The organism is Ensifer canadensis (assembly GCF_017488845.2).
GTDB classification, from domain to species: Bacteria; Pseudomonadota; Alphaproteobacteria; order Rhizobiales; family Rhizobiaceae; genus Ensifer; species Ensifer canadensis.
The window spans coordinates 2,696,496-2,719,828 of sequence record NZ_CP083370.1 but is presented as its reverse complement, the minus strand read 5'-3'; the positions used below and the strand labels follow the sequence as shown (position 1 = coordinate 2,719,828).

The window sequence follows — 23,333 nt, the reverse complement described above, 5'->3', positions numbered from 1 at the left end:
GGCGACAGATTGACAATGAAGTATAAAACAGGGGCGGGGCGCACTTCCGGTACGACCTCATGGTCCGAAGACCCAAACACGCAGATCGCGGCCAAGTTAAAGGCGCTCTATCAGTCCGTTCAGGAAGAAGCGATACCTTCGCGCTTTCTCGATCTTCTGGAAAAACTCGACGCAGCCGAGCGGCAGTCGGTTCTGCAGGGAAGGGAGTGAGCGCCAGAATGTCGTCTGAAAAGAATGAGTTCAAGCGAGAGATGCTCGCCGCCCTGCCGAGCCTTCGCGCCTTTGCCATGTCTCTCATAGGTCGTCATGACCGGGCCGACGATCTTGTTCAGGACACGATCATGAAAGCCTGGGCCAAGCAGGACCACTTCCAGATGGGCACGAACATGAAGGCCTGGCTGTTCACGATCCTGCGCAACGAGCTCTACAGCCAGATGCGCAAGCGCGGACGCGAGGTGCAGGACAGCGACGGCCATTTCACCGAATCGCTTGCCCATCATCCGGAACAATATGGTTCGCTCGACCTGCAGGATTTCCGCCGGGCCCTCGAGACGCTGCCCCCGGACCAGCGCGAGGCGATCATCCTCGTCGGCGCGTCGGGTTTTTCCTATGAGGAAGCGGCGACGATCTGCGGCTGCGCCCTGGGCACGATCAAGAGCCGGGTGAACCGCGCCCGCCAGCGCCTTCAGGATATCCTCAAGGTGCAGGGCGAAAACGACTACGGTCCGGACGAAACGTCCGCTCCCATTACCTCACGGGCATTCGTTTCCTGATCCGACAGCTCTTTTTGGCCGCCAGAGCGTTGCAAATCGAGAGCAGCCCTGCTTTCACTGGCGGCCTGAACGTCTCCGCAGAAGAGCGCCGTGTGTCAATGGCAATCGGCGCCGGCTGACGGGTGCGGCAGTTTGGAGTTGAGGCCGGATGCGCGAAAAAAGAGAAGAAAAGACCGCCCCGCCGGAGACATCGCTGCTCGACGCGCCCGAGCGGTTGAGCGTGCTGCATGCGACGGTGCCGGACATGGCGGTACCCGATGCGGATTTCGACGGCATTGCCGAGATCGCTGTCCGCCTCTTCGATGCGCCGATCGCGCTCGTCAGCCTGCTTGACCGCGAGTGGCAATGGTTCAAGGCGGCGGTCGGTACCACGGAGACGCGGGCGTCATCGGAGGATTCGTTCTGCGTGCACGCGGCAGCCGATGCGGGAGGCAACGGCCTAGTTGTACTCGACGCCTCAGTCGATCTGCGTTTTCGCAATCGGCCGCTGGTCGCCGGCGCGCCATTCCTGCGCTTTTACGCCGGCGCGCCGATCGTTCTCGATGGCCAGCCGGTCGGCACGGTCTGCGTGCTCGACGTTGCCGCGCGCAGCGAGGTCGCACCGCATCTGATGGAGCAGCTGCGCCGGCTTGCCGATCTTGCCGCCTCGCTTCTCAAGCTCAAGGACGAGGCGCGACGGCGCGCCATCAAGGAGGCAGCGCTCTCCCGCGAGGAACAGCGCCACGCGATGGCGCTTGAGGCGGCCAATATCGGCAGCTGGCTCTGGAACGTTCGCTCCGGCGTGATCGTCGGCAACAGCGCCTTTATGCGCATGTTCGGCTTGCCGGCCGATCGGTCGTTCGGCGCCAGGGAAGTGTTCGGCGCCATCCATGCCGATGACCGCGGCGCAACCTTCGCCAAGCTTCGCCAGGCGATGAAGGCGGACGAGGAATATGACGGGATGTTCCGGGTCGGAAACACCGGCCGTTGGCTGCTCGGCCGCGGGCGGGTGCACGATCGGGATGCCAAGGGAAATCCGCTGACCTTCATCGGTGTCACCATCGATGTCACCGACCAGCAGGCATCGGTGCAGCGAACGCGGCTGTTGCTCAAGGAACTCAACCACCGGGTCAAGAATACCCTGGCGATGCTGCAGTCGCTCGCCCGCCAGACCCTGCGCCAGACCAGCGACCCGGCCGAATTCATGACCGCCTTTGCCGGACGACTGCAAGCGATCTCCGAGGCGCATGGACTTCTCTCGGACCATGAGTGGGGCACGATCCGGCTTGCGGACCTGATCTCCAAGCAATTGATGCCGCATGTCAGCGTCTATGCGGACCAGATCGAACTGCACAAGGACGAGGTGCTGCTCGGCCCCGACCAGGCCGTCGGCCTGGGGCTCGTGCTGCATGAACTTGCGACCAATGCGGTGAAATACGGCTCCCTTTCGGTGCCGACCGGCAAGGTGGTGCTGACGGCGCGCAACGTCGTCGAAGAAGGCGAAGCGGTATTGCACCTGACCTGGACGGAGGTCGGCGGACCGCCCGTGCGCGAACCGAAACGTCGAGGCTTTGGCTCCATCCTGATAGAGCGCAGCCTCGACAAGGTTCTCGGCAGTTCGGTGAAGGTCGAATATATGGCGGCCGGCGTGACCGCGCTGATCCGCTTGCCGCTTTAGGTTTCCCGTCGCGGCCTGCGCTTCCTGCCGGTGCCGAGCAAGGCGCCGATGGCAAGGGCCGTGCCCACGGCGAGCAGCGGCTGTTTGCGCAGGATGCTTGCTGCGGCCAGCATCGTCAGATTGGTTTGCATCATCGACCGACGGCGGCGCTCTTCGGCGAGCCGCCTATCCCGTCCTTGCAGGGCAATCATCACGATGATCAGGATCAAGGCCGTCAGGATGAGGGCTGCGGCTATCGACGCGGCGGCGACCACAGGCGAATAGGCGGCGCTGAGATAAAGCGCGATGGCGATCAGTGCGAAGATGTAGGCGGTGACAAGCAGCACGGCGACGACGGCGCACAAGGCGGCGTTGCGCTTGAAACGTGATGCGGTGGCGCCGATGTCGGCAGCCAGCAAGGCGGACAGAGCGGCCCCGAGTGGTCCCATGCGCATTTACTCCTGGTAACACGTCAAAACGGGTGGGATGCGTCTGGCGATCCCACCCCGTTCCAAGATCTGCATCGAACCTAGCGCCGCAGCAGTGCGGCGGCGATCAGACCGATGAGGGCTGCCGTGCCAAGCGTTGCGAACGGGTGCTCGCGTACCGCATGGCGAAGCTGCTTTTCCGTGCCGGCATAGCGGTCGCGCACATCGCCGAGCAGTTCCTCGCCGCTTGCGAGCAAATCCTGAAGGCCGGCTTCCGCGTGCTCGCGGGCATCGTGCGCCTTGCTACGCGCCTGTTTCGAAGCGTCGGCACCGCGATCGGCAAGCAGGGCAACGAGCGCCGCCATGTCGCTACGCAGTTCGCTGAGCTGGTCTTCGATGGAAATGTCAGCGAGCGCGCCGTTGCGCTTGCTCGACCGTGAACTTGAACCTGAGAAGAGGCCTGAAGCCATGATTGGTCTCCCTTTCGCTGCAACGCCGGCCAAGGACGACCGGCGTGATCCGTTGGCACCGACATGGCAAGCGCATTGCCACGACCGGTACTTCGAGGAGAACAACGCACGAGTGCGCAAATTGTTTCGATAAATCTTGAAGTTGGCGCGATTTGCCGGCTAGAGCGTCGCCGTCTGCGGCAACACGAAGGGCACGTCGGCTGCCGGCATGGCGCTGACCTGCATGCGGCAGCCGAACACCACCTCCATCGTCTCGTCGGTCAACACCTCTCGCGGCGCGCCGCCTGCGCGGATCTTCCCGGCCTTCATCATGATCATCCGGTCGGCGAACATCGCCGTCAGGTTGAGATCGTGCATGACGGCGATGACGCCACCGCCGCGCTCGCAGAACCGGCGCGCCAGTTGCATGATGGTCAACTGGTGGCGGATATCGAGGCTCGAGACCGGTTCGTCGAGCAGCAGATAGCGCGGTTCGCCATCGCCGACCGGGTTGGAAATCTGGCAGAGGACGCGCGCCAGTTGCACGCGCTGCTGTTCGCCGCCCGAAAGCTCCTGATAGAAGCGCCCGGCAAAGCCGCCGAGATCGACGGCCTCGAGCGCTTCGGCGGCAATGCGGTCATTGGCCCTGGCATCTGATGTCGCGCCTGCGGTCAGGCCGAGCCGCACCACTTCGCGGACCGTGAAGGGAAACGAGATCACCGTCGATTGTGGAAGCACCCCGCGTTTCAGCGCGAGCTCCCAGGGTTTCAGGCCCTTGAGATTGCGGCCATTGATGCTGACTGATCCGCTTTCCGGCGGCAACTCGCCGGAGATCGCCTTCAACGTCGTTGTCTTGCCGCAGCCGTTCGGCCCGACGATCGCGGTCAGCGCGCCCGGCTCTGCCTCAAGCGAGATGCCGTGGATGACCTGGCGGCCGCCAAGCCGGACGGAGAGGTTGGATACCTTGATCATGGTTTCGGCTCACAGTCCCATGGTCGTGCGACCGCGCAGCAGGATCCAGAGGAAGAACGGCGCGCCTATGAAGGCGGTGACGATACCGATCGGCAACTCTGCAGGCGAGGCAATGGTGCGGGCGATCATGTCGGCCAGGATCAGCAATGTTCCGCCGAGAAGCGCCGATGCCGGCACGAGATAGCGGTGATCCGGGCCGATGACGAGGCGCAGCAGATGCGGTACGACGATGCCGACGAAGCCGATGCCACCGCTGACGGCAACGGACGCACCGGTTGCTGCGGCGACGCTGACGATGGCGATGTTCTTCATGCGCTGCACCGGAATGCCCATGTGGAACGCGGCTGCTTCGCCGAGCGTGATGGCGTTGAGGCCGCGCGCCAGAAAGGGCGTGACCGCGAGCGACAACAGGATGATCGGCGCGGCCGCGGCGATCTTCGTCCAGCTGGCGCCGGCAAGCGAGCCGAGACCCCAGAAAGTGACGTCGCGCAGTTGCTTGTCGTCGGCGATGAAGATCAGCACGCCGGTGAAGGCGCCGGTGAGCGCGCCAAGCGCAATGCCGGCGAGAAGCAGGGTGGCAATCGAGGTTTGGCCGCCGCGGGTGGCGATCCGGTAGAGCAGAAGCGTGGTGACAAGGCCGCCGATGAAGGCTGCGACCGGGAGCGCATAAAAACCGAACAGCGCAAACAGCGGGCCGAACACGGCCGAGCCGAGCACGATCAGCAGAACGGCGCCGAGGCTTGCACCGGAGGAGACGCCGACAAGGCCGGGATCGGCCAGCGGGTTGCGGAATAGCCCCTGCATGACAACGCCGGAGACAGCAAGCGATGCGCCGACGAGCATTCCGAGCACCGCTCGTGGCAACCTGATGTCGAGAATGATGATGCGGTCGCGAACGCTCAGGACCTGATCCGCATCGCTCGCGCCGAGCAGCCAGCGCACGACGTTGGACAGCGAAGCGTCGGCGGCACCGGTCATGATCGAGCCGATGAAGGTGGCTGCCGCGAAGATGACGAGTAGAACAATGACGACGCGGGCCAGCCGCGCACGATTGCCCGACCGCCATTCGGCCCGGATATCGGCGGCGAGGGCGGTCACGCGCCTGCCGAGGTCCAAAGCCTCACTGCGAGGCATTGGCCTTCTTTCCGTAGATTGCGGCGTTGAGTTCGCGAATGGCGCTTGCGGTGCGCGGGCCGAATCCGAGCAGGTGCAGGCCGTCCATGCGGATCAGCGTCTTGGTCTTGGCGGCAGGCGTCAGGCTCAGCGAAGGCAGGGCGAAGAGTTCGTCCGCCTTGGCGCTGTGTTCACCGCCGCGGTCCATCATCAGGATGACGTCGGGCTTGGCTTCAATGATCGCCTCGTCGGTCAGGGCCTTGTAGCCCGGGAATTTTCCGGCGGCGTTGATCGCGCCGGAAAGCTCGATGATGCCGTTGGCAGCCGTGCCGGTGCCCGACGCCATGATCTTGCCGCCCTGGGTGCTGAGCACGAAAAGAACGCGCTTGCGCTCGCCTTCCGGGCGCTTGGCACCACCGGCAACCGCTGCAGCAAGGTCGGCTTCCACCGACTTTGCGAGCGCATCGGCCTTGTCGGGCACATTGAGGAAGGTGCCGACCGAGCGGATCTTTGCCGGGATGCTGTCCTTGTCGAAGGTTTCCGGCACGCTGGTGAAGGCGATGTTGGCATCCTTCAGGATGGCGAGCGCCTCCGGCGGGCCGCTGCCTTCGACGGCGACGATCGCGGTCGGATTGACCGCGATGATGCCTTCCGGGGCGAGCGCGCGCATGTAGCCGACATCAGGCAGCTTGGTTGCAGCTTCCGGATAGGTGCTGGTCGAATCGCGGCCGACCAGCCGGCCTTCCTCGCCGAGTGCGTAGATGATCTCGGTAACCGCACCGCCAACCGAAACGACGCGCGAGACGTCCGGCTGCTCAATGCTCTGTGCCATCGCCGGGCGGATGAACGACGGCGCCCCTGGCGCCACGGCGGGCAACAGGAAGGGAGCCGAAACCGCAAACGCGGCCAGAGCCAGCTCCCAGAGGCGAAGGCGGCGGAAGTCGAGACCGTTGATCATCACGCTGTCCTTAAGCTGCGACGGTGGTGTCAAGGCGTGCGAGGCCCTCGGCGATATCGCGCCACTCGGGACGCTCGGCAAAACCTTCCTTACGCTTGCCGAAGAACTGGATGATCATCTCGCCCTTGGCGTCGAGCGCCTCGATCGAGGTGACGTGACCATCGGCAGTCGGCTTGCGCACGGCCCAAAGCTCGGCGATGTGATCGGTGCGCAGGTGAAGATGGAAGGTCGGGTCCATGACGTTCAGCCACGGACCCATCGGGGCGATCTTGGCGATCGGGCCGGAATGGATCTGGATCACGCCGCGATTGCCGACGAAGCACATGATCGGCAGTTCGATCTCGGCGCTGGCACGCATCATCGTTTCGATGCTCGACGGGTCGAGACGCCAGGCGAAGTCGTCGCCGATATGCTGCAGCGCCTGGCGGCGGCCGATCTTCAGCTTGCGCAGCAGGCCGTGGAATTGATGCGTGTCGGTCATCTTGGACCAGCGGTCGCGCAGCTCGGTGACGTCGACGACGTTCTCCTGCTTGTCATCGGCAGCCGGTGCGCTGGCGTCCGCAACGAAGGTCTGCGACTGGTCGTCGAGACGGAAGTCTTCAACGATCTTGTCGTAGGCGGCGACATTTGACGCCGGGCGCAGGTGCAGCTTGTGCACCGCATTGCCCCATTTGTCGAAGAACTGCAGGCTCTTGCGGGCTTCGCCGCTGTCATCGGTCTTGGTTACGGCAAAGGCATGCGCCCAGGCGCTCGGGAAGACGCGCAGGTCGATCTGCTCGCCAAGCACGATGCTGGCCATCTCGCCGGTTGTGATCTTTTCGTAGACGCCGATCTTTTCGTGAACTGCGCTTTCGTTGCGGGTCAAAGCCATGACCTCACCCAGTTCCTCGGCGCGCAGCAGGAAGCGGTTGGCATCCGCGTCGATGCGCACGGCGGTCAAGCCACATTCGGCCGCCACGAGGGCTGCTTCCGAAACTCCGAGCTGGGCCGCGATGTCGCGCTCGCGCATTTTCGGGTTCTCAGCGCGGTAGGCACGGATTTCGGACGGGGTGGGACGGAGGCTCTCGGTCATTGTTATTTGCCTATTTGTTCAGGATCAGTTTGCCTTGGCGGGTGATCTTCATGCGGTAGATCGCCCCGTCGTGGGAAATGAGGATCTCGCTTTCGCCGCGAAAGAGGTCGCGGCTCTCGACGATCCGCTGGGCCCGCTGCGCGGAGGCTACAGGTTGTGAAAATCGCGCATAATCGGTGTCGTCGGCTGCCACGGTTCGGTCGTCTCTAGATGGCGGGAGGCGGTGTTTTTCCCGCATTTCCTGCCGTGCAATTCGTTTACTATCTTGACTTCATTACTCATATTTCTTTATGGACGCAATACCGGATCGCCACACTCAAGTTAAGATGTCCGCGCTTGTGGATAGATGGCGACGACTTCAACGCTCCCAGGGTTCGGAGCGCCGATCGTGAGTGGTATTAGAATGATGCACCTTTCCCGTATGGTTGTTCCCGTGGCATTCGCGTTTGTTCTTGCGGCAGGCGGTGCAGTCGCCCAGGAGGCGTCGTCCGCTGGCGCGCTCAACATCGAACTCAACGAGGTCACGCCGTCGCAGAAGGGCTGCAAGCTCACCTTCGTCGCCGGCAACGCCTTCGTGCAGAATTTGAGCAAGGTTTCCTTTGAGTTCGTGATCTTCGACCAGAAGGGTCTGGTCGAGCGCATGGCGGTGCTCGACTTCCGCGATCTGCCTGCTGGCAAGACCAAGGTTCGGCAGTTCGATCTTCCCGGCACGAATTGCGAAGCGGTGAAGAGCCTGCTGATCAATGACGCGCCCGCCTGCGTCGGCGATGGTGTAGAGGGCGATGCCTGCATGAAGGGCCTCAAGACCGGTTCGAAGTCGCCGGTCGAACTCAAGGGCTGAGGTTGATTTTTCGCATTGAGTACTGCGTTTGCGTCGCGGCTCGCGGCGAAGGTTAGGCCAAGATGAAGCATACCGTGAAATGGATCGGCGCAATTGCCTTCTCGCTCGTGGCGCATACCAGCGTTGCCATGTACCTTGCCTCCTCTACGCCGGAACAGCCGCAAGACCTGATCGCCGGCGGTGCCGAGGTCGAAGTTGCGATCCTCGGTGATGCCTTCGAAGAAACCTTGCAGTCCGGCGATCCGACGGAAGTCGTCGAGCCGACCGAAGACGTTCCCGACGAAGTCAAGCCCGAGGAGATTACCCCGGTCGAAGACGTCACGTCGACCACGCAGGAGATCACGGCGGAGCAACCGCATGATTTGATCGCCACGGAAGCCGATGTCATCCTGCCTGCCGAGCAGGTTCCCACCCTGCAGGTCGCCGAGGCTGTGGTTACTGCCAGCGTCGCGCCGATCGAGACGGTCGTGCCCGAGGAAAAGCCGGAGATCCAGGAGCCGAAGAAGGAGAAGGTTGAAAAGCCTGAACCCAAGAAGGATCCCGTCAGGAAAAAGAAAGTCACCCGCAAGAAAACGGGCGACAAGGGGGAACAGGCACAGAGCCAGGTCAAGGGTAAGCTGGATGGGGACGTAAACGGCAATTCTGCGGCGGCAACCGGCAAGAACCGCTCTACCGCGGTCGGCAACGCCGATATGTCGAACTACAATGGCAAAGTTCGCGCGAAGATAAACCGGCGATACAAGCTTCCATCCGAAGCGCGCCGACAGGGGCTGTCGGGCACGACGACGGTGAGTTTTACGGTGTTGGCGGACGGCGGTGTTTCCCGCGTCAGCGTTGCCGGGAGTTCAGGCTCACCCGTTCTGGACACGGCTGCTCTTGATGCCGTGCGCCGTGCGGCTCCATTTCCTGCCATTCCAGAGGGGGCCGGAAAAAGTGCAATACCGTTCACTTTGCCTATTCAGGCAAGTGTTCGCTAGGCGACTGCCGCCGGCCACGGTGTGATCCGCGGCAGAAGCCGAAGCCCTTCAAAACTGATGGGAAAAATATGATTATAAAACTCATGTTTATACTTTACTCTGATAATCAAGTTTAATAAGTTGCCGCCGTGACGCAACCGAACGGTGTGTGTCGATCCCGGTGCGATCGGTTGCCATGAGGGCCGTCGACGCAGCAAAGAGGCGGAGAAGATTGCATGCGCGGCAAGCGTCACCATAATGCGGCCAAGAACGGCAAGGGTCGTTCCGGTTCCGAACGGGTCGAGGTCTGCGAAGAGGCCGCCAAGGCGACACTCGAAGGCCGCAGTTTCCTCTATGTCGGCGGACGCGATTGCCAGGTTGCGCATCTGCGCGAGATTGTCAGCTCCTTCGGTGCCGAGCTGCTTCACCACGATGGCGGCCTGCGCGAGGCGGTATCGCGCATCGACCGTGTCCTTCCTTCCGTCGACTGTGTTTTCTGCCCGATCGATTGCATCAGCCACGATGCGTGTCTTCGCGTGAAGACCGGCTGCAAGAAGTGGGGCAAGGCTTTCGTGCCGTTGCGCAACGGCTCGAAGTCGAGCCTTGAGCGGGCGCTGCAGGACCTGACCAACAGCCGCAACGACTTGGCATAGCCAAACATATGACGCGCGATGGAGGTGATTGACCTTCCGCGCGCATGGAGATTTTTTTCGAGATGAATGAAAACCGCCCGGACAAGTGCATGATGATCGGCCTGCACAAATTGGCAGCGCAGAATGGCGACGGGCTGGTGCCCGAACTCTACGAATTGCTGACGCGGCGTTCGCGCATGATCGAGGAAAACCCCAATGTCACCGAGTTCCCGTCTTGGGAAACGCGCCGGCCCGGCCGCGACCCTTTCGGGCTTGCGGAGCCGCAGGAGGGCACTATTCTGGCCTTCCCGAGAGCCGCGAACGACGCGGCTCGCAAGAAAGACAGCGCATAGGAGGCAGGCCATGTTCTTCGCAATGAACCGTTTTCGTATCGCCATTGGCCAGGAAGAGGCTTTCGAAGCCGTCTGGAAGAGCCGCGATTCAAGCCTTGCGGACATGCCGGGTTTTGTCTCGTTTCATCTTCTGAGGGGCGAAAACGTGCCGGACGAGGGCTATACGCTCTTCGTCTCGAACTCGACCTGGAAGGACAAGGATGCCTTTTCCGCCTGGACGAAGTCGGAGAACTTCCGGGCCGCGCACAAGAATGCCGGCGAAAACCGCTCGATGTATCTCGGCCCGCCGAAGTTCGAAGGTTTTTCCGTCGTCGAAGGCGCCTGATCTCAAGAGCTTCAAACTGGCGCGTTGAGCGTCACGGCGCCTTTCGTGGAAGGAAGGCGCCGATTGAAACGGCAAGCCAGCCGGCCATGATCGTCGTGCCGCCGAGCGGTGCCGACATCGGAAACAGGCCCTGTCCGGTCACGTGACGCATGGCAAGGTCAGCGGAAAACAGCGCCGTGCCGAAAGCGATCAGCAAGGCTGCGACCGGAGCCGTGCGGAAGCTCGGCCAGGCCGCATAAAGCGCGACGAGCGCCGGCGCGTGCGCCAGGCACATGGCCGAGATCTCGGCGAGCAGCCTGGGGTCGGTGCCATGCGAGGCGGCTGCAGCACTGACCACCCCGGCAATCCCCATCAATCCCGCGACGAAGAGCGTCGTTGCGCGCAATCCACTGGTCGGCATTGTCAGGTCATTCCTTGTTCTGCATGTGCAAGGCGAGGCGGGTGATCGGATCGAGAATGATCTGCCGCAGTTTTGGGTGAGCCACCGTTTCTTCCAGTGCGCGGGTAAAGCAGAGCAGCCATTCGTCGCGCTCCTCCGGCCCAATCTCGGCAACGAAATGCCGGCGCCGCAGCATCGGATGGCCACGCTTTTCCACATAGATCGGCGGACCGCCAAGCCAACCGGTCAGATATTCGTAGAATTTTTTGCTCGCTGCCGGAAAGGTCAGGTGGATGAACCGCGCGGCAGCGTGCCGCTTCGGGCAGCGTATCCATCAGTTCATAGAAACGACGGGTCAGCGCGCGCACCGTCGGGTCGCCGCCGATCGCTTCGTAGAGTGTCGTCGTTTCCGGTTCTGCCATTGCCGCTTCCTTCGTCCCCGAAGTCCTAGCCCGCCAAGGTCTTGTGGACAACGGCTTTCCAGTCTCGCCTTTGCGGCGTTTCCGCGCGGTTCGACACATCGATCTTGACAAACCGTCCAGACGGTATCTTTATGGAAGCATGACAGAAGCCCATCGCCGCAAGAAGCAGCCCGAGCAGGTCCGCCAGCAATTGCTGGAGGTCGCCGCACGCCTGTCGCACGAGCAGGGGGTGGCGGGCATCACGCTCGATGCGGTGTCGCAAGCGGCCGGCGTCAGCAAGGGCGGGCTGCTGCACCATTTCCCCAACAAGTCGGCGCTGCTCGATGGCTTGTTCGACGATCTCGTCGCGCGTTTCGATGCGGCGATCGAGGCGGCGATGGCTGGCGATCCGGAGGCGCAGGGACGCTTTACCCGCGCCTATGTCGATGTCTGCTCGAAGCTCGATCCCGACACCGACGTTCCGGGCTGGCGAATGCTGACGATCGCGCTGATTGCCGAGCCGAACCTGAAGATCCGCTGGCGCGAATGGGTCAACCGCCGGGCTCAGGAGTTTGCGGAAACCGACTCTTCACCCAACTGCGTGCTCGCCCGTTTTGCCGCCGACGGTCTCTGGCTCGCCGACCTGATGCAGAGCCATGAACTCGATGCCGCGGCGCGTGTTGCCCTGGCTGAAAATCTCAAAGCGCTTTCGACGCGATAGACCGGATGGAGACCCAGATGAACCCCGCTATGCTCTATTCCGTCCTGGTCGTTGCCATCGTCTTCGAGGTGCTTGGCACCTCGGCGATGCAGGCGGCACAGCATTTCACCCGGCTGTTGCCGACCGTGACGATGGTCGTTTGCTACGCTGTCGCCTTCTTCTTTCTGTCCTATACGCTGCGCTACATCCCGGTCGGCATCGCCTATGCGGTCTGGAGCGGTCTCGGCATCGTATTGATTTCGCTCGTCGGATACTTTGCCTTCGGCCAGAAGCTGGATCTTGCCGCCATGCTCGGGCTCGGGCTCATCATCGCCGGCGTCGTGGTCCTCAACGTCTTCTCGAAATCCACGTTCCATTGATGTCTGGCCACTGACGCCTAGAGGGCAAAAAGCTCTTGCAAAGGCGCCGGCGTGTCACTAGCCTTACAAATTGAAACCGCTTTCAATTTTAACAGCTGCGCATAAACGGGAATTTGCCGATGTCAATCAGAACAATCGTATGGGGCGAGAATATCCATGAGCAGACCAATGAGGTGGTCAGGAGCATCTATCCGAACGGGATGCACAACACCATCGCGGCGGCGCTGAACACGGACGTTTCGATCGAGGCAACGACGGCGACGCTGCAGGAACCGGAGCATGGCCTGAGCGAGGAGCGACTGGCGAAGACCGATGTGCTTCTGTGGTGGGGGCACAAGGACCACGGTGCGGTCAGCGACGAGGTCGTCGAGCGCGTCGCCAAGCGTGTCTGGGAAGGCATGGGCCTGATCGTCCTGCATTCCGGCCATTTCTCCAAGATCTTCAAGCGGCTGATGGGCACGCCCTGCGCATTGAAGTGGCGCGAGGCCGGCGAGCGTGAACGTCTGTGGGCGATCAACCCGCGTCATCCGATCGCCGAGGGGATCGGCGAGAACTTCGTGCTCGAGAACGAGGAGATGTACGGCGAGCAGTTCTCCGTGCCGGAACCGCTGGAGACGGTGTTCATCTCCTGGTTTGCCGGCGGTGAAGTGTTCCGTTCGGGTCTGACCTGGCGCCGGGGCGCCGGCAACATCTTCTATTTCCGCCCGGGTCACGAGACCTATCCGACCTATCACGACGCCAATGTGCAGAAGGTGCTGCGCAATTCGGTCAAGTGGGCCTACAACGCCGACAACCGCTACACGGCGATCCATGACGCACCGAACGTTCCGGTCGAAAAGGCGCTGGAGCCGATCGTCGAGCGCGGGCCGAAGCTGCACCAGGCCGGCGAAGCGGGTTACAGGTGAGCATCATGCGTCTTCTCGTTGTTGGAACCGGCGGCATGGCCAACAGCCATGCCCAAGCCTTCGCTCAGATCGAAGGCGTGGAAATGGTTGGCGCGGTCGATGTCGACCCCAAGCGCGCCGAAGGCTTTGCCGAGAAACACGGCATCGCCAAGACGTTCACCTCGCTCGACGAGGCGATTGCCTGGGGCAAGTTCGATGCGGCGACGAACGTGACGCCGGACAAGGCGCACCACCCGACGACACTGGCATTGCTTGCCGCAGGCAAACACGTGCTGTGCGAAAAGCCGCTGGCGGAAAACTACGCCAAGGCGGCGGAAATGGCCGATGCCGCCGAGCGATCGGGGCTGGTGACCATGGTCAACCTGACCTATCGCAATGTCGCGCCGCTGCAGAAGGCGCGGGCGATGGTGCTGGCCGGCGACGTCGGCAGCCTGCGTCACCTCGAAGCCTCCTATCTGCAGAGCTGGCTCGTCTCCAAGGCGTGGGGCGACTGGGCGACGGAATCGCAATGGCTCTGGCGGCTGTCGACCAAACACGGCTCGAACGGTGTGCTGGGCGATGTCGGCATCCATATCCTCGATTTTGCCGGTTATGGCGCCGGCACCGAGGCCGAGCGGATCTTCGCGCGGCTGAAGACCTTCGACAAGGCGCCGGGAAACCGCATCGGCGAATATGACCTCGACGCCAATGACAGCTTCGTCATGACGGCCGAGTTCGGCAACGGCGCCATGGGCGTGATCCATGCCAGCCGCTGGGCCACCGGCCATCTCAACGAGCTGCGGCTGCGGCTGCATGGCGACAAGGGGGCGCTCGAAGTGGTTCATACGCCCGATGGCTCGACGCTTCGCGCCTGCCTCGGCACGGATGTTGAAACGGCAACCTGGCGTGATGTCGATGCCGGCACGGTGCCGACCAACTACCAGCGCTTCGTCGCCGCGGTTCGGGATGCCAAGACGGTCGAGCCCGGCTTCCGCCATGCGGCAAACCTGCAGAAGGTGCTCGATCTGGCGATGGAGACCGAGGCGGAAAGGCGCGAACTCTCGGTCTGATAAACGCCTCAGCCGGCCGGCGGGGCGGTGGAGTTGCGCATGACCAGCTCCACCGGCCAGACCTCGTTGAGGTCGGCGGCCGGCGTGCCCTGAAGCAGATCCAGAACCATTTCGGCGATCCGCGTTCCCGCAGCGCGGATTGACGAGCGTGTGGTGGTGAGCGTTGGGATCAGGTTCTCGGGGCTGAGATACGGAAAGACGTCGTCGTGGGCGATCAGCGAGATATGTTCGCCGACCGTCATTCCGGCGCTGCGGATTGCCCGCATGGCGCCGAGTGCCGACATCATCGAGCCGGCCAGCACCGCCGTCGGCCGGTTCTCCTGAGCCAGAAACCCCTGCATCAGGCGAAAGCCCATCTCGTCGGTGAAATCGCCGTTGCCGAGCAGGTTGGGATCGATGCCGATGCCGCGAGCGCCAAGCGCCGCCGCATAGCCATCCTGGCGGTGTTCGGTAAAGGTATAGCCGCGATGGCCGTTGACGAGCGCGATGCGGCGATGACCGAGCGCGGTCAGTAGGTCGGTTGCCTGGCGGATCGCGCCGTAATTGTCGATGTCGAGAAAGGCGAAATTGCCTGCCGTCTCGGTTCGTCCGTGCAGGACGAAGGGCAGCCGCAGGTCTGTCAGCAGAGCGATGCGGGGATCGTCGACCGCGGGCGAATGCAGGATCACCGCATCGACGCGCTTGCTGGCTGCAAGCCGGCGATAGGTCGCAAGCTCCGCTTCCCGACTGTCGACGGTTGAAAGCAGGATATCGACGTCGGCCTGTTGCAGCCGGCTACCGAGCCCACCCATGAACTCGCTGGTGTGCGGGCCGAAATCGCCGCCGCCGCGAAAGACGATGCCGATGGTGCCGACGCGTCCGGTCGCAAGCCCAAGCGCGCTGGTGTTCGGTCGGTAACCAAGTTCGGCCGCCGCCTTCAGCACCCGTTCGCGCGTCGCCTTCTTGACTTCCGGATAGCCGCTGAGCGCGCGGCTGACCGTCGTTTGAGATAGCCCCAGCCGGCCTGCGAACTCCTTGAGATTCATTTCATTTTCCCGTTGCCGTGGAGATCATAGCCTACCGGGCTTTGCCCGTGCAACAAGGCATGGCGTCAGGGGGCAACAGTCGAGCCGACGGTATTTTCCACTGATTGGCCAAGACGACGGACCTGATTGCCGTAGTTGGCGCGGGTACGCGGGTCGAAGATCATGATCGGCGTGGACACCGCGATGCTGGCAGCACTGCCGACGGTCTGGGCGGTGCCCAGCGCCACCGCGCCGACGCGTTCGCCGAGGCCGACATCGGAATCGGTCACCGTCTGCCCGGCGATCAGCCGGTTGCCGAGCAGTTGCACAACCTCAGGGCTTTCGGCGAATTTTCCATGATTCAGCTTGTCGCCGCCCTTGAGTGCCGTCAGGTCGAGAACGGTGATACCGGCCTGTTCCAGCTGGGTGCGATAAGGCTCGACCGTCGGGTCGATCTGCCCGAGCCGATCGATATTGCCGGAGATCCGGCGCGAGAGGTTGAGCGCGCGGTCGTCGCGTGACACGAACAGCGTGAATTTCGGCCGTGCCTTGCCCATCGCCTGGATCTGCTTGCCGAACACGTCGACGTCGAGATCCGGCGAGGCGAGAATGACGTCGGTAATCTTCGGTGCAATGCGGCCGTCGCGGATTGCCATCTGTCTGAGCGCCTCGACCGTGACCCAGGATCCCATCGAGTGGGCCATGACGGTGATTTCGCCGACCTTCGGGTCGCGGGAAGCGCGGCGCAGCAAATCTTCCAGCGCATCGCGGGAATAGTTGGTGCTTTCCTTGTCGTAATTGTAGTCGAAGACGCTGGCGCGCGACGGCCAGGTGAAGATCACCGGCGCGACGTCCGTTCCTGAATCGTGGACGATCTGGGCATAACGATAGACCGCATCCTCATAACGGTTGTTGAAACCGTGAACGAAGATCAGCACGCGCCGGCTTTTCGGCAGGTTGCCCTTCAGCCAGGACTGCGCATCATCCTTGCCCTTGAGCGGCGTTACGCTGACCGTTGAAAACTCGCGTTCGGGATTGGCAGGCAGTTTCTTCGGCCATTGAACCTGACCGACCTCGCGGTTCTTGCCCGGCGGGATCGAGACGACGATTTCCGTCAATGAGAGTTCGTCCGAGCGCTCACCGCTGAAAAGCACGCCCGGCTCAGTAGAGGGCGCGCGGGTGGTGGCGACCAGCAGGTCGACCTCCGAAGCGCCGCCGGCCGTTCCCGAGGGAACGAGCACGCCGACGGGCCGGCTGGCGCAGGCTGCGAGAAAGGATGCCAGGAACAATATGCTGGCGACGCGGCTGATTTGGCCCGGTCGGCCAGCCAGAGAGAACAAACGCAGCAACAAAACCCCCAATGCCGCATCATGCGGCGTGCCGATCCGTCATCGGGACCAGGCAATTCTCTTGCCTGAGAAATGGCAGGATTTCTGCCCTCGGAATAGCTTTTCGGCCTGTTCGGGACCTTTCTGGCGTCGCACGTGCGGCAAACATGCAACATTTCGCGACAGGCGGCCCTGGGTAAAACCCCTCGATATTCATTGAAAAGGGTTTGACCTTTCAATAGCATCCGATCTTCCTTCTTTCGGTGCGGCATCGCATGCCTCATCTGAACTCCCTGAAAACATAAGGAAATCCGGAATGCAGGCGGTTTTCGATGGCCATAATGACGTGCTTCTGCGGCTGTGGCAGAACGCACGCAAGGGAAGCGACTCCGTTGCCGAGTTCGTCGAGGGTACCGATAAGGGGCATATCGATGCGCCACGTTCGAAAGCCGGCGGTCTCATTGGCGGTCTCTGCGCCATCTACGTGCCCTCCGGCGATCTGGTGCTGGCGGGGCCGGACGAGAACGGCCACTATGTCACGCCGCTCTCGGCACCGCTCGAGCATTTGCCGTCGCTCGGCGTTGCCGTCGAGATGGCCGATATTGCGGTTCGTCTCGACCGCGCCGGTGCCTGGAAGCTTTGCCGGTCGACGGCGGAGATCCGCGATGCAGCCGGGCAGGGCACTTTTGCATCCGTTCTGCACATGGAAGGCTGCGAAGCCATTGGTGCCGATCTGTCCGCACTCGAAACCTTCTACGCCGCTGGCCTGCGTTCGCTTGGACCGGTGTGGAGCCGCCACAACGTCTTTGCCCACGGCGTGCCCTTTGCCTTCCCGATGTCGCCCGATACGGCGCCTGGCCTGACCGAGGCCGGCTTCGAACTGGTGAAGGCGTGCAACCGCTTGGGCATCCTGATCGATCTCGCCCACATCACCGAGAAGGGCTTCTGGGATGTCGCCAAGACGAGCGACCAGCCGCTGGTTGTCAGCCATTCGAACGCCCATGCACTGACGGCGGTTGCGCGTAATCTCACAGACAAGCAGCTGGATGCCGTCAGCGAGAGCAAGGGGCTCGTCGGCCTCAACTACGCAACCACGATGCTGCGCGCCGACGCGCAGGAAAATGCGGCGACACCGCTTTCCGATATGGTCCGCCACATCGACTACATGGTCGAGCGCATGGGCATCGACTGCGTCGGGCTCGGTTCGGACTTCGACGGCGCGACGATACCGGAAGACATCGCCGACGCTGCGGGCAGCCAGAAGCTCGTTGCCGCGCTTAGTGGCGCCGGATATGGTGACGCCGAACTGGCAAAGATATGCCGGGAGAACTGGCTGAGAGTTCTGGGGCAGGCTTGGCACGAGGCCGCCTGATCCATGAAGAAGAGCCCCCAAAGGGCACAAACGAGGGAACTGCAAAAAAATGATGCACAAGCTCAATGGACGTCTTCGTCTTCTGACCGCTTCGGCAGCGCTGGCCATGGTGATGGCCGCGACCGCACCGGCCTTTGCCGAAACGCCGAAGGACACGCTGGTCGAAGCCTTTGCGATCGACGACGTTATTTCCATGGATCCGGGCGAAGCCTTCGAGCTGACCGCGGCCGAAATCACCGGCAACACCTACAGCATGCTGGTGCGCCTCGACATCAACGACACCACCAAGATTGTCGGCGATCTCGCCGACAGCTGGACGGTTTCCGATGATGGTCTGACCTATACGTTCAAGCTGAAGTCCGGCCTGAAGTTCGCCTCCGGCAACCCGGTAACCGCTGCTGATGTCGCCTGGTCGTTCGAGCGCGCTGTCAAGCTCGACAAGAGCCCCGCCTTCATCCTCACCCAGTTCGGCCTTACCGGCGACAACGTGACGGAAAAGGCCAAGGCCGTAGACGATACGACCTTCGTCTTCACCGTCGACCAACCCTATGCGCCGAGCTTTGTCTTGAACTGCCTGACGGCGACCGTTGGTGCCGTGCTCGACAAGAAGCTGGTGCTCGAAAACGTCAAGCCGGTCACGCCAACGGATGACTACAAGTACGACAACGACTTCGGCAACGAATGGCTGAAGACCGGCTATGCCGGTTCGGGTCCGTTCAAGCTGCGCGAATGGCGCGCCAACGAAGTCATCGTTCTCGAGCGCAACGACAACTACTATGGCGAACAGGCCAAGCTCGCCCGCGTCATCTATCGTCACATGAAGGAAAGCTCGGGCCAGCGCCTGGCGCTGGAAGCCGGCGACATCGACATCGCGCGCAACCTGGAGCCGGGCGATTTCGACGCCGTTGCGAAGAATGCCGACCTCGGCACGACCAATGCGCCGAAGGGCACGGTCTATTACATCAGCCTCAACCAGAAGAATGCCAACCTTGCCAAGCCCGAGGTGCGCGAGGCCTTCAAGTATCTGGTCGATTACGATGCGATCGGCTCGACGATCATCAAGGGCATCGGCGAGATCCACCAGAGCTTCCTGCCGAAGGGCGTGCTGGGTGCCCTCGACGAGAACCCCTACAAGTTCGACGTCGCCAAGGCGAAGGAACTCTTGGCCAAGGCCGGTCTCGCTGACGGCTTCACCGTCACCATGGACGTGCGCAACGGCCAGCCGGTCACCGGCATTGCCGAATCCTTCCAGCAGACACTCGGCCAGGCCGGCGTGAAGCTGGAGATCATCCCCGGCGACGGCAAGCAGACGCTGACGAAGTACCGTGCCCGCAACCACGACATGTATATCGGTCAGTGGGGCATGGACTATTTCGACCCGAACTCGAATGCCGAAACCTTCACCAGCAACCCGGACAACTCCGACGAAGGCAAGAACAAGACGCTTGCCTGGCGCAATGCCTGGGACGTTCCGGAACTGACGAAGAAGACCAAGGATGCCCTGCTCGAGCGTGACAGCGCCAAGCGTGCGGAAACCTACAAGGAACTGCAGAAGACCGTTCTCGGCGAAAGCCCGTTCGTGATCATCTTCCAGCAGACCGAAGTTGCCGGCTACCGCGGCAACGTCAAGGGCCTGAAGCTCGGCCCGAGCTTCGACACCAACTTCGTTGCTGGCATCTCGAAGGAATAACCCGAAAGGATAGTTCCCTTGAGCATGAGCGGAACAGAACGGATGGGCGGGCGCCGACGCGCCCGTCCGGCGAAGATCATGGGCGCCGTGTTGCGCTTCCTCGTGATCGTCGTCACCACCTATCTCGGCCTTCTGGCCGTGACCTTCTTCATCGGCCGGGTGATCCCGATCGACCCGGTGCTCGCCGTCCTCGGCGACCGGGCGCCGACGCATGTCGTCGAAAGGACGCGCGAGGCGATGGGGCTGAACCTGCCCCTGTACCAACAATTCTTGATCTATGTGCGCCAGGCGCTGACCGGCGACTTCGGTATTTCAGTGCTGACGACCAACCCTGTGATGACCGATATCCGCCGCGTGTTCCCGGCGACCATGGAGCTTGCGACGCTCGGCACCCTGCTCGGCGCCATCTTCGGCGTGCCGCTCGGTGTTCTCGCTGCCGTCAAGCGCGGCAGCATCGCCGACCAGATCGTGCGCATTATCGGCCTTGTCGGCTATTCCGTGCCGATCTTCTGGCTGGCGCTGCTGTCGCTCCTCGTGTTCTACGCCCGGCTGAAGTGGGTCGCCTATCCCGGCCGTATCGATATCGTTTTCGAATACACCTTCACGCCGATCACCGGCTTCTACCTGTTCGACGCGCTCTGGCAACGTCAGTGGGATGTGCTGTGGGACGTCTTCCGCCACATCATCCTGCCGGCATCGCTGCTCGGTTATTTCTCGCTGGCCTATATCAGCCGCATGACGCGCAGCTTCATGCTCAATGAGTTGCAGCAGGAATACATCGTTGCCGCCCGCGCCAAGGGGCTCTCGGAATCCCGCATCATCTGGGGCCATGCGCTGCGAAATGCCGCCGTGCCGCTCGTGACCGTGATTGCGCTTTCCTATGCCGGGCTGCTCGAAGGTTCGGTCTTGACCGAAACCGTCTTCGCCTGGCCGGGCCTTGGCCTCTACATCACCAATTCGCTGCAGAATGCCGACATGAATGCCGTTCTCGGTGGCACCATCGTCATCGGTTCGGTCTTCATCGGCATCAATCTGCTGTCCGATCTTCTCTATCGGACGCTTGACCCAAGGACGCGCCAGCGATGAGCACCGTCACTGAAACACGCCCGATGACACGCCGCGAATGGCTGTTGTCCGACCGGCCGCAATCGCGCACCCAGGCGCGCCTCGGCCGCGCCTACATGACCTGGCAGCGCTTTTCCGCCAACAAGCTGGCCGTTCTCGGCCTGTTGATCCTGCTGGCATTGGTGTTCGTCGCCGCTTTCGCCAACGTGCTGGCACCGCATTCGCCCTATATCGGCGACCTCGCCAATGCCCGCTTGCTGCCGCCCGGCACCCAGGGTTATCTGCTCGGCACCGATGATCTCGGAAGAGACATTCTCTCTCGGCTCATCCACGGCTCGCGGCTGACGCTTGCCGTCGTGCTTTTGGTCGCGATCATCGCCGCACCCGTCGGCCTCATCGTCGGCGCGGTCGCTGGCTATGCCGGCGGATGGGTCGATGCGGTGCTGATGCGCATCACCGATATCTTCCTCGCCTTTCCGAAGCTGGTTCTGGCTCTCGCTTTCGTGGCAGCGCTTGGCCCGGGCATCGAGAATGCCGTCATCGCCATCGCCATTACCTCCTGGCCACCCTATGCCCGCATTGCGCGCGCCGAGACGCTGACGGTGCGCAATTCCGACTACATCGCCGCGGTGCAACTGATGGGCGCGTCGCCGACCCGCATCGTCTTCCGGCATGTGATGCCGATGTGCATGTCGTCGCTGATCGTGCGCGTCACACTCGACATGGCCGGCATCATCCTGACGGCCGCGGGCCTCGGCTTCCTCGGCCTCGGCGCACAGCCGCCGCTGCCGGAATGGGGCGCGATGATCGCATCCGGTCGCCGCTTCATCCTCGACCAGTGGTGGGTTGCCACCATGCCCGGCGTCGCGATCCTGATCGTCAGCCTCGGCTTCAACTTGCTTGGCGACGGCCTGCGCGACGCGCTCGACCCGCGGGAGAGCGGACAATGAACCCGCTTCTGACCGTTGACGACCTGAAGGTCTCGTTTCCAACCCGCACAGGGGTGGTTGAGGCCGTGCGCGGGGTCTCGTTCACGCTCGGCCGCGAGCGCCTCGGCATTGTCGGCGAGAGCGGCTCCGGCAAGTCGCAGACGGGGCGGGCGATCATGGGTCTGACGCCGGCGCATGCGCGGGTCACGGCCAAGACGCTTTCCTTCGAAGGCATCGACCTGCTTTCGGCCGCGCCGAAGGTGCGTCGGGATTTGCGCGGCAAGCGCATCGCCATGATCCTGCAGGACCCGAAATACTCGCTGAACCCGGTGATGAGCATCGGCCGGCAGATTGTCGAGACCCTCAAACGCCATGAGAGCGTCAGCCGCGCGGAAGCGCGTGAGCGGGCGCTTGACATGCTGGAGGCCGTGCAGATCCGTGATCCCGGGCGCGTCTATGATCTCTACCCGCACGAAGTCTCGGGTGGCATGGGGCAGCGCGCGATGATCGCGATGATGCTGGTGGCTGGCCCGGAACTTCTGATCGCCGACGAACCGACTTCGGCGCTCGACGTGACGGTCCAGCTCGAAGTGTTGTCGATCCTCGACAAGCTGGTCGCCGATCGCGGCATGGGCCTGATCTTTGTTTCGCACGACCTGCGGCTGGTGTCGTCGTTCTGCGACCGCGTCATCGTCATGTATGCCGGAAAGATCGTCGAGGAACTGGCCGCTTCCGACCTCGCAAACGCCAAACATCCCTATACCCAGGGCCTGTTGAACTGCATGCCGGCCATCGGTTCCGATCGCCATCCCCTGCCGGTTCTTGATCGCAAACCGGAGTGGGCCCTATGACGACCGCCACCGTATCCGTCGAAAATCTTGTCGTCACCTATGACGAGTTCAAGGCGCTGGACGACGTCAGCATCGACGTCGCGCCCGGTGAATCCTTCGGGCTCGTCGGTGAATCCGGTTCGGGCAAGTCGACCTTGCTTCGCGCGGTCGCCGGCCTTGCGCCGGTGACGTCAGGCAAGGTCCGCGTGCATGACCGGGTTCTGATCGGCAACCGCCGGGACAAGGCGTTTTATCGCGACGTGCAGATGGTGTTCCAGGACCCCTATGGTTCGCTGCATCCGCGCCAGACGATCGACCGCCAATTGCTCGAACCTCTCGCCATTCACGGCGTTGCCGATGGCGAACGCCGCATTCTGAAGGCGCTCGATGAAGTCGGCCTCGGCTCGGGCTTCCGCTTCCGCTACCCGCATCAGCTGTCCGGCGGCCAGCGCCAGCGCATTGCCATTGCCCGGGCGCTGATCCTCGAGCCCTCGATCCTGCTTCTCGATGAGCCGACTTCGGCGCTCGACGCCTCCGTGCAGGCCGAGGTCCTGAACCTGCTCGAACAGGTTCGACGCGACCGAAAGCTCACCTTCATCATGGTCAGCCATGACCTCGGCGTCGTCACGCACATGTGCGACCGCCTGGCGGTGATGCAGAACGGACGGGTGGTCGAACGCCTGTCCTCGGCGGATCTTGTCGCCGGGCGGATCGGCGAAGAGTACACGCGCAACCTGATGGTTGCGAGCAAGGGCTTCCAGCGCAAGGGTGCCGCTGCCTGACTTCAAGGGTT

At 62.6% G+C, this 23,333-nt stretch carries 28 protein-coding genes and 1 pseudogene; 18 read left to right on the top strand and 11 right to left on the bottom strand.

Annotated elements, in window-relative coordinates:
- Positions 1-15 precede the first annotated feature (15 nt).
- The 3 genes from J3R84_RS13355 (at position 16) to J3R84_RS13345 (ending at position 2,430) form a co-directional block, all read left to right on the top strand.
- Positions 16-210 (top strand): NepR family anti-sigma factor, encoded by a 195-nt coding sequence (locus J3R84_RS13355; RefSeq protein WP_025428097.1) that lies wholly within the window; start codon positions 16-18, stop codon positions 208-210.
- An 8-nt stretch (positions 211-218) separates the two neighbouring features.
- On the top strand, positions 219-773 hold the full coding sequence (locus J3R84_RS13350) for an RNA polymerase sigma factor (RefSeq protein WP_025428096.1): 555 nt from the start codon (positions 219-221) through the stop codon (positions 771-773).
- A gap of 148 nt (positions 774-921) precedes the next feature.
- Positions 922-2,430 (top strand): sensor histidine kinase, encoded by a 1,509-nt coding sequence (locus J3R84_RS13345; protein WP_025428095.1) that lies wholly within the window; start codon positions 922-924, stop codon positions 2,428-2,430.
- Here the strand turns inward: J3R84_RS13345 and J3R84_RS13340 are convergent.
- From J3R84_RS13340 to hemP, 7 genes are all read right to left on the bottom strand, one after another.
- Positions 2,427-2,858, bottom strand: a complete 432-nt coding sequence (locus tag J3R84_RS13340) for a hypothetical protein (protein ID WP_025428094.1) — start codon at positions 2,856-2,858, stop codon at positions 2,427-2,429. The two genes, J3R84_RS13345 and J3R84_RS13340, sit on opposite strands and share 4 nt — an antisense overlap.
- Before the next feature lie 80 nt (positions 2,859-2,938).
- Positions 2,939-3,307: a DUF883 family protein gene (locus J3R84_RS13335; protein WP_203527930.1), complete on the bottom strand. Its 369-nt coding sequence runs from the start codon at positions 3,305-3,307 to the stop codon at positions 2,939-2,941.
- Between the two features lie 159 nt (positions 3,308-3,466).
- Positions 3,467-4,258, bottom strand: coding sequence for a heme ABC transporter ATP-binding protein (locus J3R84_RS13330; RefSeq protein ID WP_025428092.1), 792 nt, complete (start codon positions 4,256-4,258; stop codon positions 3,467-3,469).
- Between the two features lie 9 nt (positions 4,259-4,267).
- Positions 4,268-5,392, bottom strand: a complete 1,125-nt coding sequence (locus tag J3R84_RS13325; RefSeq protein ID WP_025428091.1) for a FecCD family ABC transporter permease — start codon at positions 5,390-5,392, stop codon at positions 4,268-4,270.
- On the bottom strand, positions 5,379-6,329 hold the full coding sequence (locus J3R84_RS13320) for a heme/hemin ABC transporter substrate-binding protein (protein ID WP_025428090.1): 951 nt from the start codon (positions 6,327-6,329) through the stop codon (positions 5,379-5,381). Before J3R84_RS13320 ends, J3R84_RS13325 begins: the two co-directional genes overlap by 14 nt.
- Positions 6,330-6,339: 10 nt before the next feature.
- The gene (locus tag J3R84_RS13315) at positions 6,340-7,401 is read right to left on the bottom strand and encodes a hemin-degrading factor (protein ID WP_025428089.1); all 1,062 of its coding nucleotides are present in this window, start codon (positions 7,399-7,401) and stop codon (positions 6,340-6,342) included.
- A gap of 10 nt (positions 7,402-7,411) precedes the next feature.
- Positions 7,412-7,639: a hemin uptake protein HemP gene (gene hemP, locus J3R84_RS38745; RefSeq protein ID WP_081788881.1), complete on the bottom strand. Its 228-nt coding sequence runs from the start codon at positions 7,637-7,639 to the stop codon at positions 7,412-7,414.
- A 165-nt stretch (positions 7,640-7,804) separates the two neighbouring features.
- Here hemP and J3R84_RS13305 point away from each other — a divergent pair, with 165 nt between their 5' ends.
- The 5 genes from J3R84_RS13305 (at position 7,805) to hmuQ (ending at position 10,508) form a co-directional block, all read left to right on the top strand.
- Positions 7,805-8,242 carry a hypothetical protein gene (locus J3R84_RS13305; RefSeq protein WP_025428087.1) on the top strand — a complete coding sequence of 146 codons (438 nt, stop codon included), beginning with the start codon at positions 7,805-7,807 and terminating at the stop codon, positions 8,240-8,242.
- Positions 8,243-8,304: 62 nt separating this feature from the next.
- Entirely contained in the window at positions 8,305-9,219 is a 915-nt protein-coding gene (gene tolA / locus J3R84_RS13300; protein WP_025428086.1) for a cell envelope integrity protein TolA, read from the top strand.
- Positions 9,220-9,434: 215 nt separating this feature from the next.
- Positions 9,435-9,851, top strand: coding sequence for a DUF2325 domain-containing protein (locus tag J3R84_RS13295; protein ID WP_025428085.1), 417 nt, complete (start codon positions 9,435-9,437; stop codon positions 9,849-9,851).
- 62 nt (positions 9,852-9,913) lie between these two features.
- Entirely contained in the window at positions 9,914-10,183 is a 270-nt protein-coding gene (locus J3R84_RS13290) for a hypothetical protein (RefSeq protein WP_025428084.1), read from the top strand.
- A 10-nt stretch (positions 10,184-10,193) separates the two neighbouring features.
- On the top strand, positions 10,194-10,508 hold the full coding sequence (gene hmuQ / locus J3R84_RS13285) for a heme-degrading protein HmuQ (RefSeq protein WP_025428083.1): 315 nt from the start codon (positions 10,194-10,196) through the stop codon (positions 10,506-10,508).
- A gap of 31 nt (positions 10,509-10,539) precedes the next feature.
- Here the strand turns inward: hmuQ and J3R84_RS13280 are convergent, their stop codons facing one another.
- Both J3R84_RS13280 and J3R84_RS13275 read right to left on the bottom strand, forming a co-directional pair.
- Positions 10,540-10,908: a DUF423 domain-containing protein gene (locus J3R84_RS13280; protein WP_025428082.1), complete on the bottom strand. Its 369-nt coding sequence runs from the start codon at positions 10,906-10,908 to the stop codon at positions 10,540-10,542.
- Positions 10,909-10,915: 7 nt separating this feature from the next.
- Positions 10,916-11,309, bottom strand: a pseudogene (locus tag J3R84_RS13275) (globin domain-containing protein).
- Positions 11,310-11,448: 139 nt separating this feature from the next.
- Here J3R84_RS13275 and J3R84_RS13270 point away from each other — a divergent pair.
- From J3R84_RS13270 to J3R84_RS13255, 4 genes are all read left to right on the top strand, one after another.
- Positions 11,449-12,009, top strand: a complete 561-nt coding sequence (locus J3R84_RS13270) for a TetR/AcrR family transcriptional regulator (protein WP_025428081.1) — start codon at positions 11,449-11,451, stop codon at positions 12,007-12,009.
- Positions 12,010-12,026: 17 nt separating this feature from the next.
- The gene (locus J3R84_RS13265; RefSeq protein WP_025428080.1) at positions 12,027-12,368 is read left to right on the top strand and encodes a DMT family transporter; all 342 of its coding nucleotides are present in this window, start codon (positions 12,027-12,029) and stop codon (positions 12,366-12,368) included.
- A 119-nt stretch (positions 12,369-12,487) separates the two neighbouring features.
- Positions 12,488-13,273, top strand: coding sequence for a ThuA domain-containing protein (locus J3R84_RS13260; protein WP_203527933.1), 786 nt, complete (start codon positions 12,488-12,490; stop codon positions 13,271-13,273).
- 5 nt (positions 13,274-13,278) lie between these two features.
- Positions 13,279-14,322, top strand: coding sequence for a Gfo/Idh/MocA family protein (locus J3R84_RS13255; RefSeq protein ID WP_203527936.1), 1,044 nt, complete (start codon positions 13,279-13,281; stop codon positions 14,320-14,322).
- 8 nt (positions 14,323-14,330) lie between these two features.
- On the opposite strand, the gene J3R84_RS13250 is transcribed toward J3R84_RS13255, so the two are convergent.
- Together J3R84_RS13250 and J3R84_RS13245 are read right to left on the bottom strand one after the other, a co-directional pair.
- Positions 14,331-15,347 carry a substrate-binding domain-containing protein gene (locus J3R84_RS13250; protein WP_025428077.1) on the bottom strand — a complete coding sequence of 339 codons (1,017 nt, stop codon included), beginning with the start codon at positions 15,345-15,347 and terminating at the stop codon, positions 14,331-14,333.
- 65 nt (positions 15,348-15,412) lie between these two features.
- Positions 15,413-16,636, bottom strand: a complete 1,224-nt coding sequence (locus J3R84_RS13245) for an alpha/beta hydrolase (RefSeq protein ID WP_239637579.1) — start codon at positions 16,634-16,636, stop codon at positions 15,413-15,415.
- Between the two features lie 334 nt (positions 16,637-16,970).
- Between J3R84_RS13245 and J3R84_RS13240 the strand changes: the two genes are divergently transcribed.
- From J3R84_RS13240 to J3R84_RS13215, 6 genes are read left to right on the top strand one after another with little or no spacing between them, the layout of a single operon-like run.
- Entirely contained in the window at positions 16,971-18,026 is a 1,056-nt protein-coding gene (locus tag J3R84_RS13240; RefSeq protein WP_025428075.1) for a dipeptidase, read from the top strand.
- A 49-nt stretch (positions 18,027-18,075) separates the two neighbouring features.
- Entirely contained in the window at positions 18,076-19,716 is a 1,641-nt protein-coding gene (locus J3R84_RS13235; protein ID WP_025428074.1) for an ABC transporter substrate-binding protein, read from the top strand.
- 42 nt (positions 19,717-19,758) lie between these two features.
- Complete coding sequence (locus J3R84_RS13230; RefSeq protein WP_025428073.1) at positions 19,759-20,802, top strand: ABC transporter permease; 1,044 nt, start codon at positions 19,759-19,761, stop codon at positions 20,800-20,802.
- Positions 20,799-21,731 (top strand): nickel transporter permease, encoded by a 933-nt coding sequence (nikC, locus tag J3R84_RS13225; RefSeq protein ID WP_025428072.1) that lies wholly within the window; start codon positions 20,799-20,801, stop codon positions 21,729-21,731. Before J3R84_RS13230 ends, nikC begins: the two co-directional genes overlap by 4 nt.
- Positions 21,728-22,561, top strand: a complete 834-nt coding sequence (locus J3R84_RS13220; protein WP_025428071.1) for an ABC transporter ATP-binding protein — start codon at positions 21,728-21,730, stop codon at positions 22,559-22,561. The genes nikC and J3R84_RS13220 overlap by 4 nt, the downstream gene beginning before the upstream one ends.
- On the top strand, positions 22,558-23,322 hold the full coding sequence (locus tag J3R84_RS13215; protein ID WP_025428070.1) for an ABC transporter ATP-binding protein: 765 nt from the start codon (positions 22,558-22,560) through the stop codon (positions 23,320-23,322). The genes J3R84_RS13220 and J3R84_RS13215 overlap by 4 nt, the downstream gene beginning before the upstream one ends.
- The last annotated feature ends 11 nt before the right edge of the window (positions 23,323-23,333 follow it).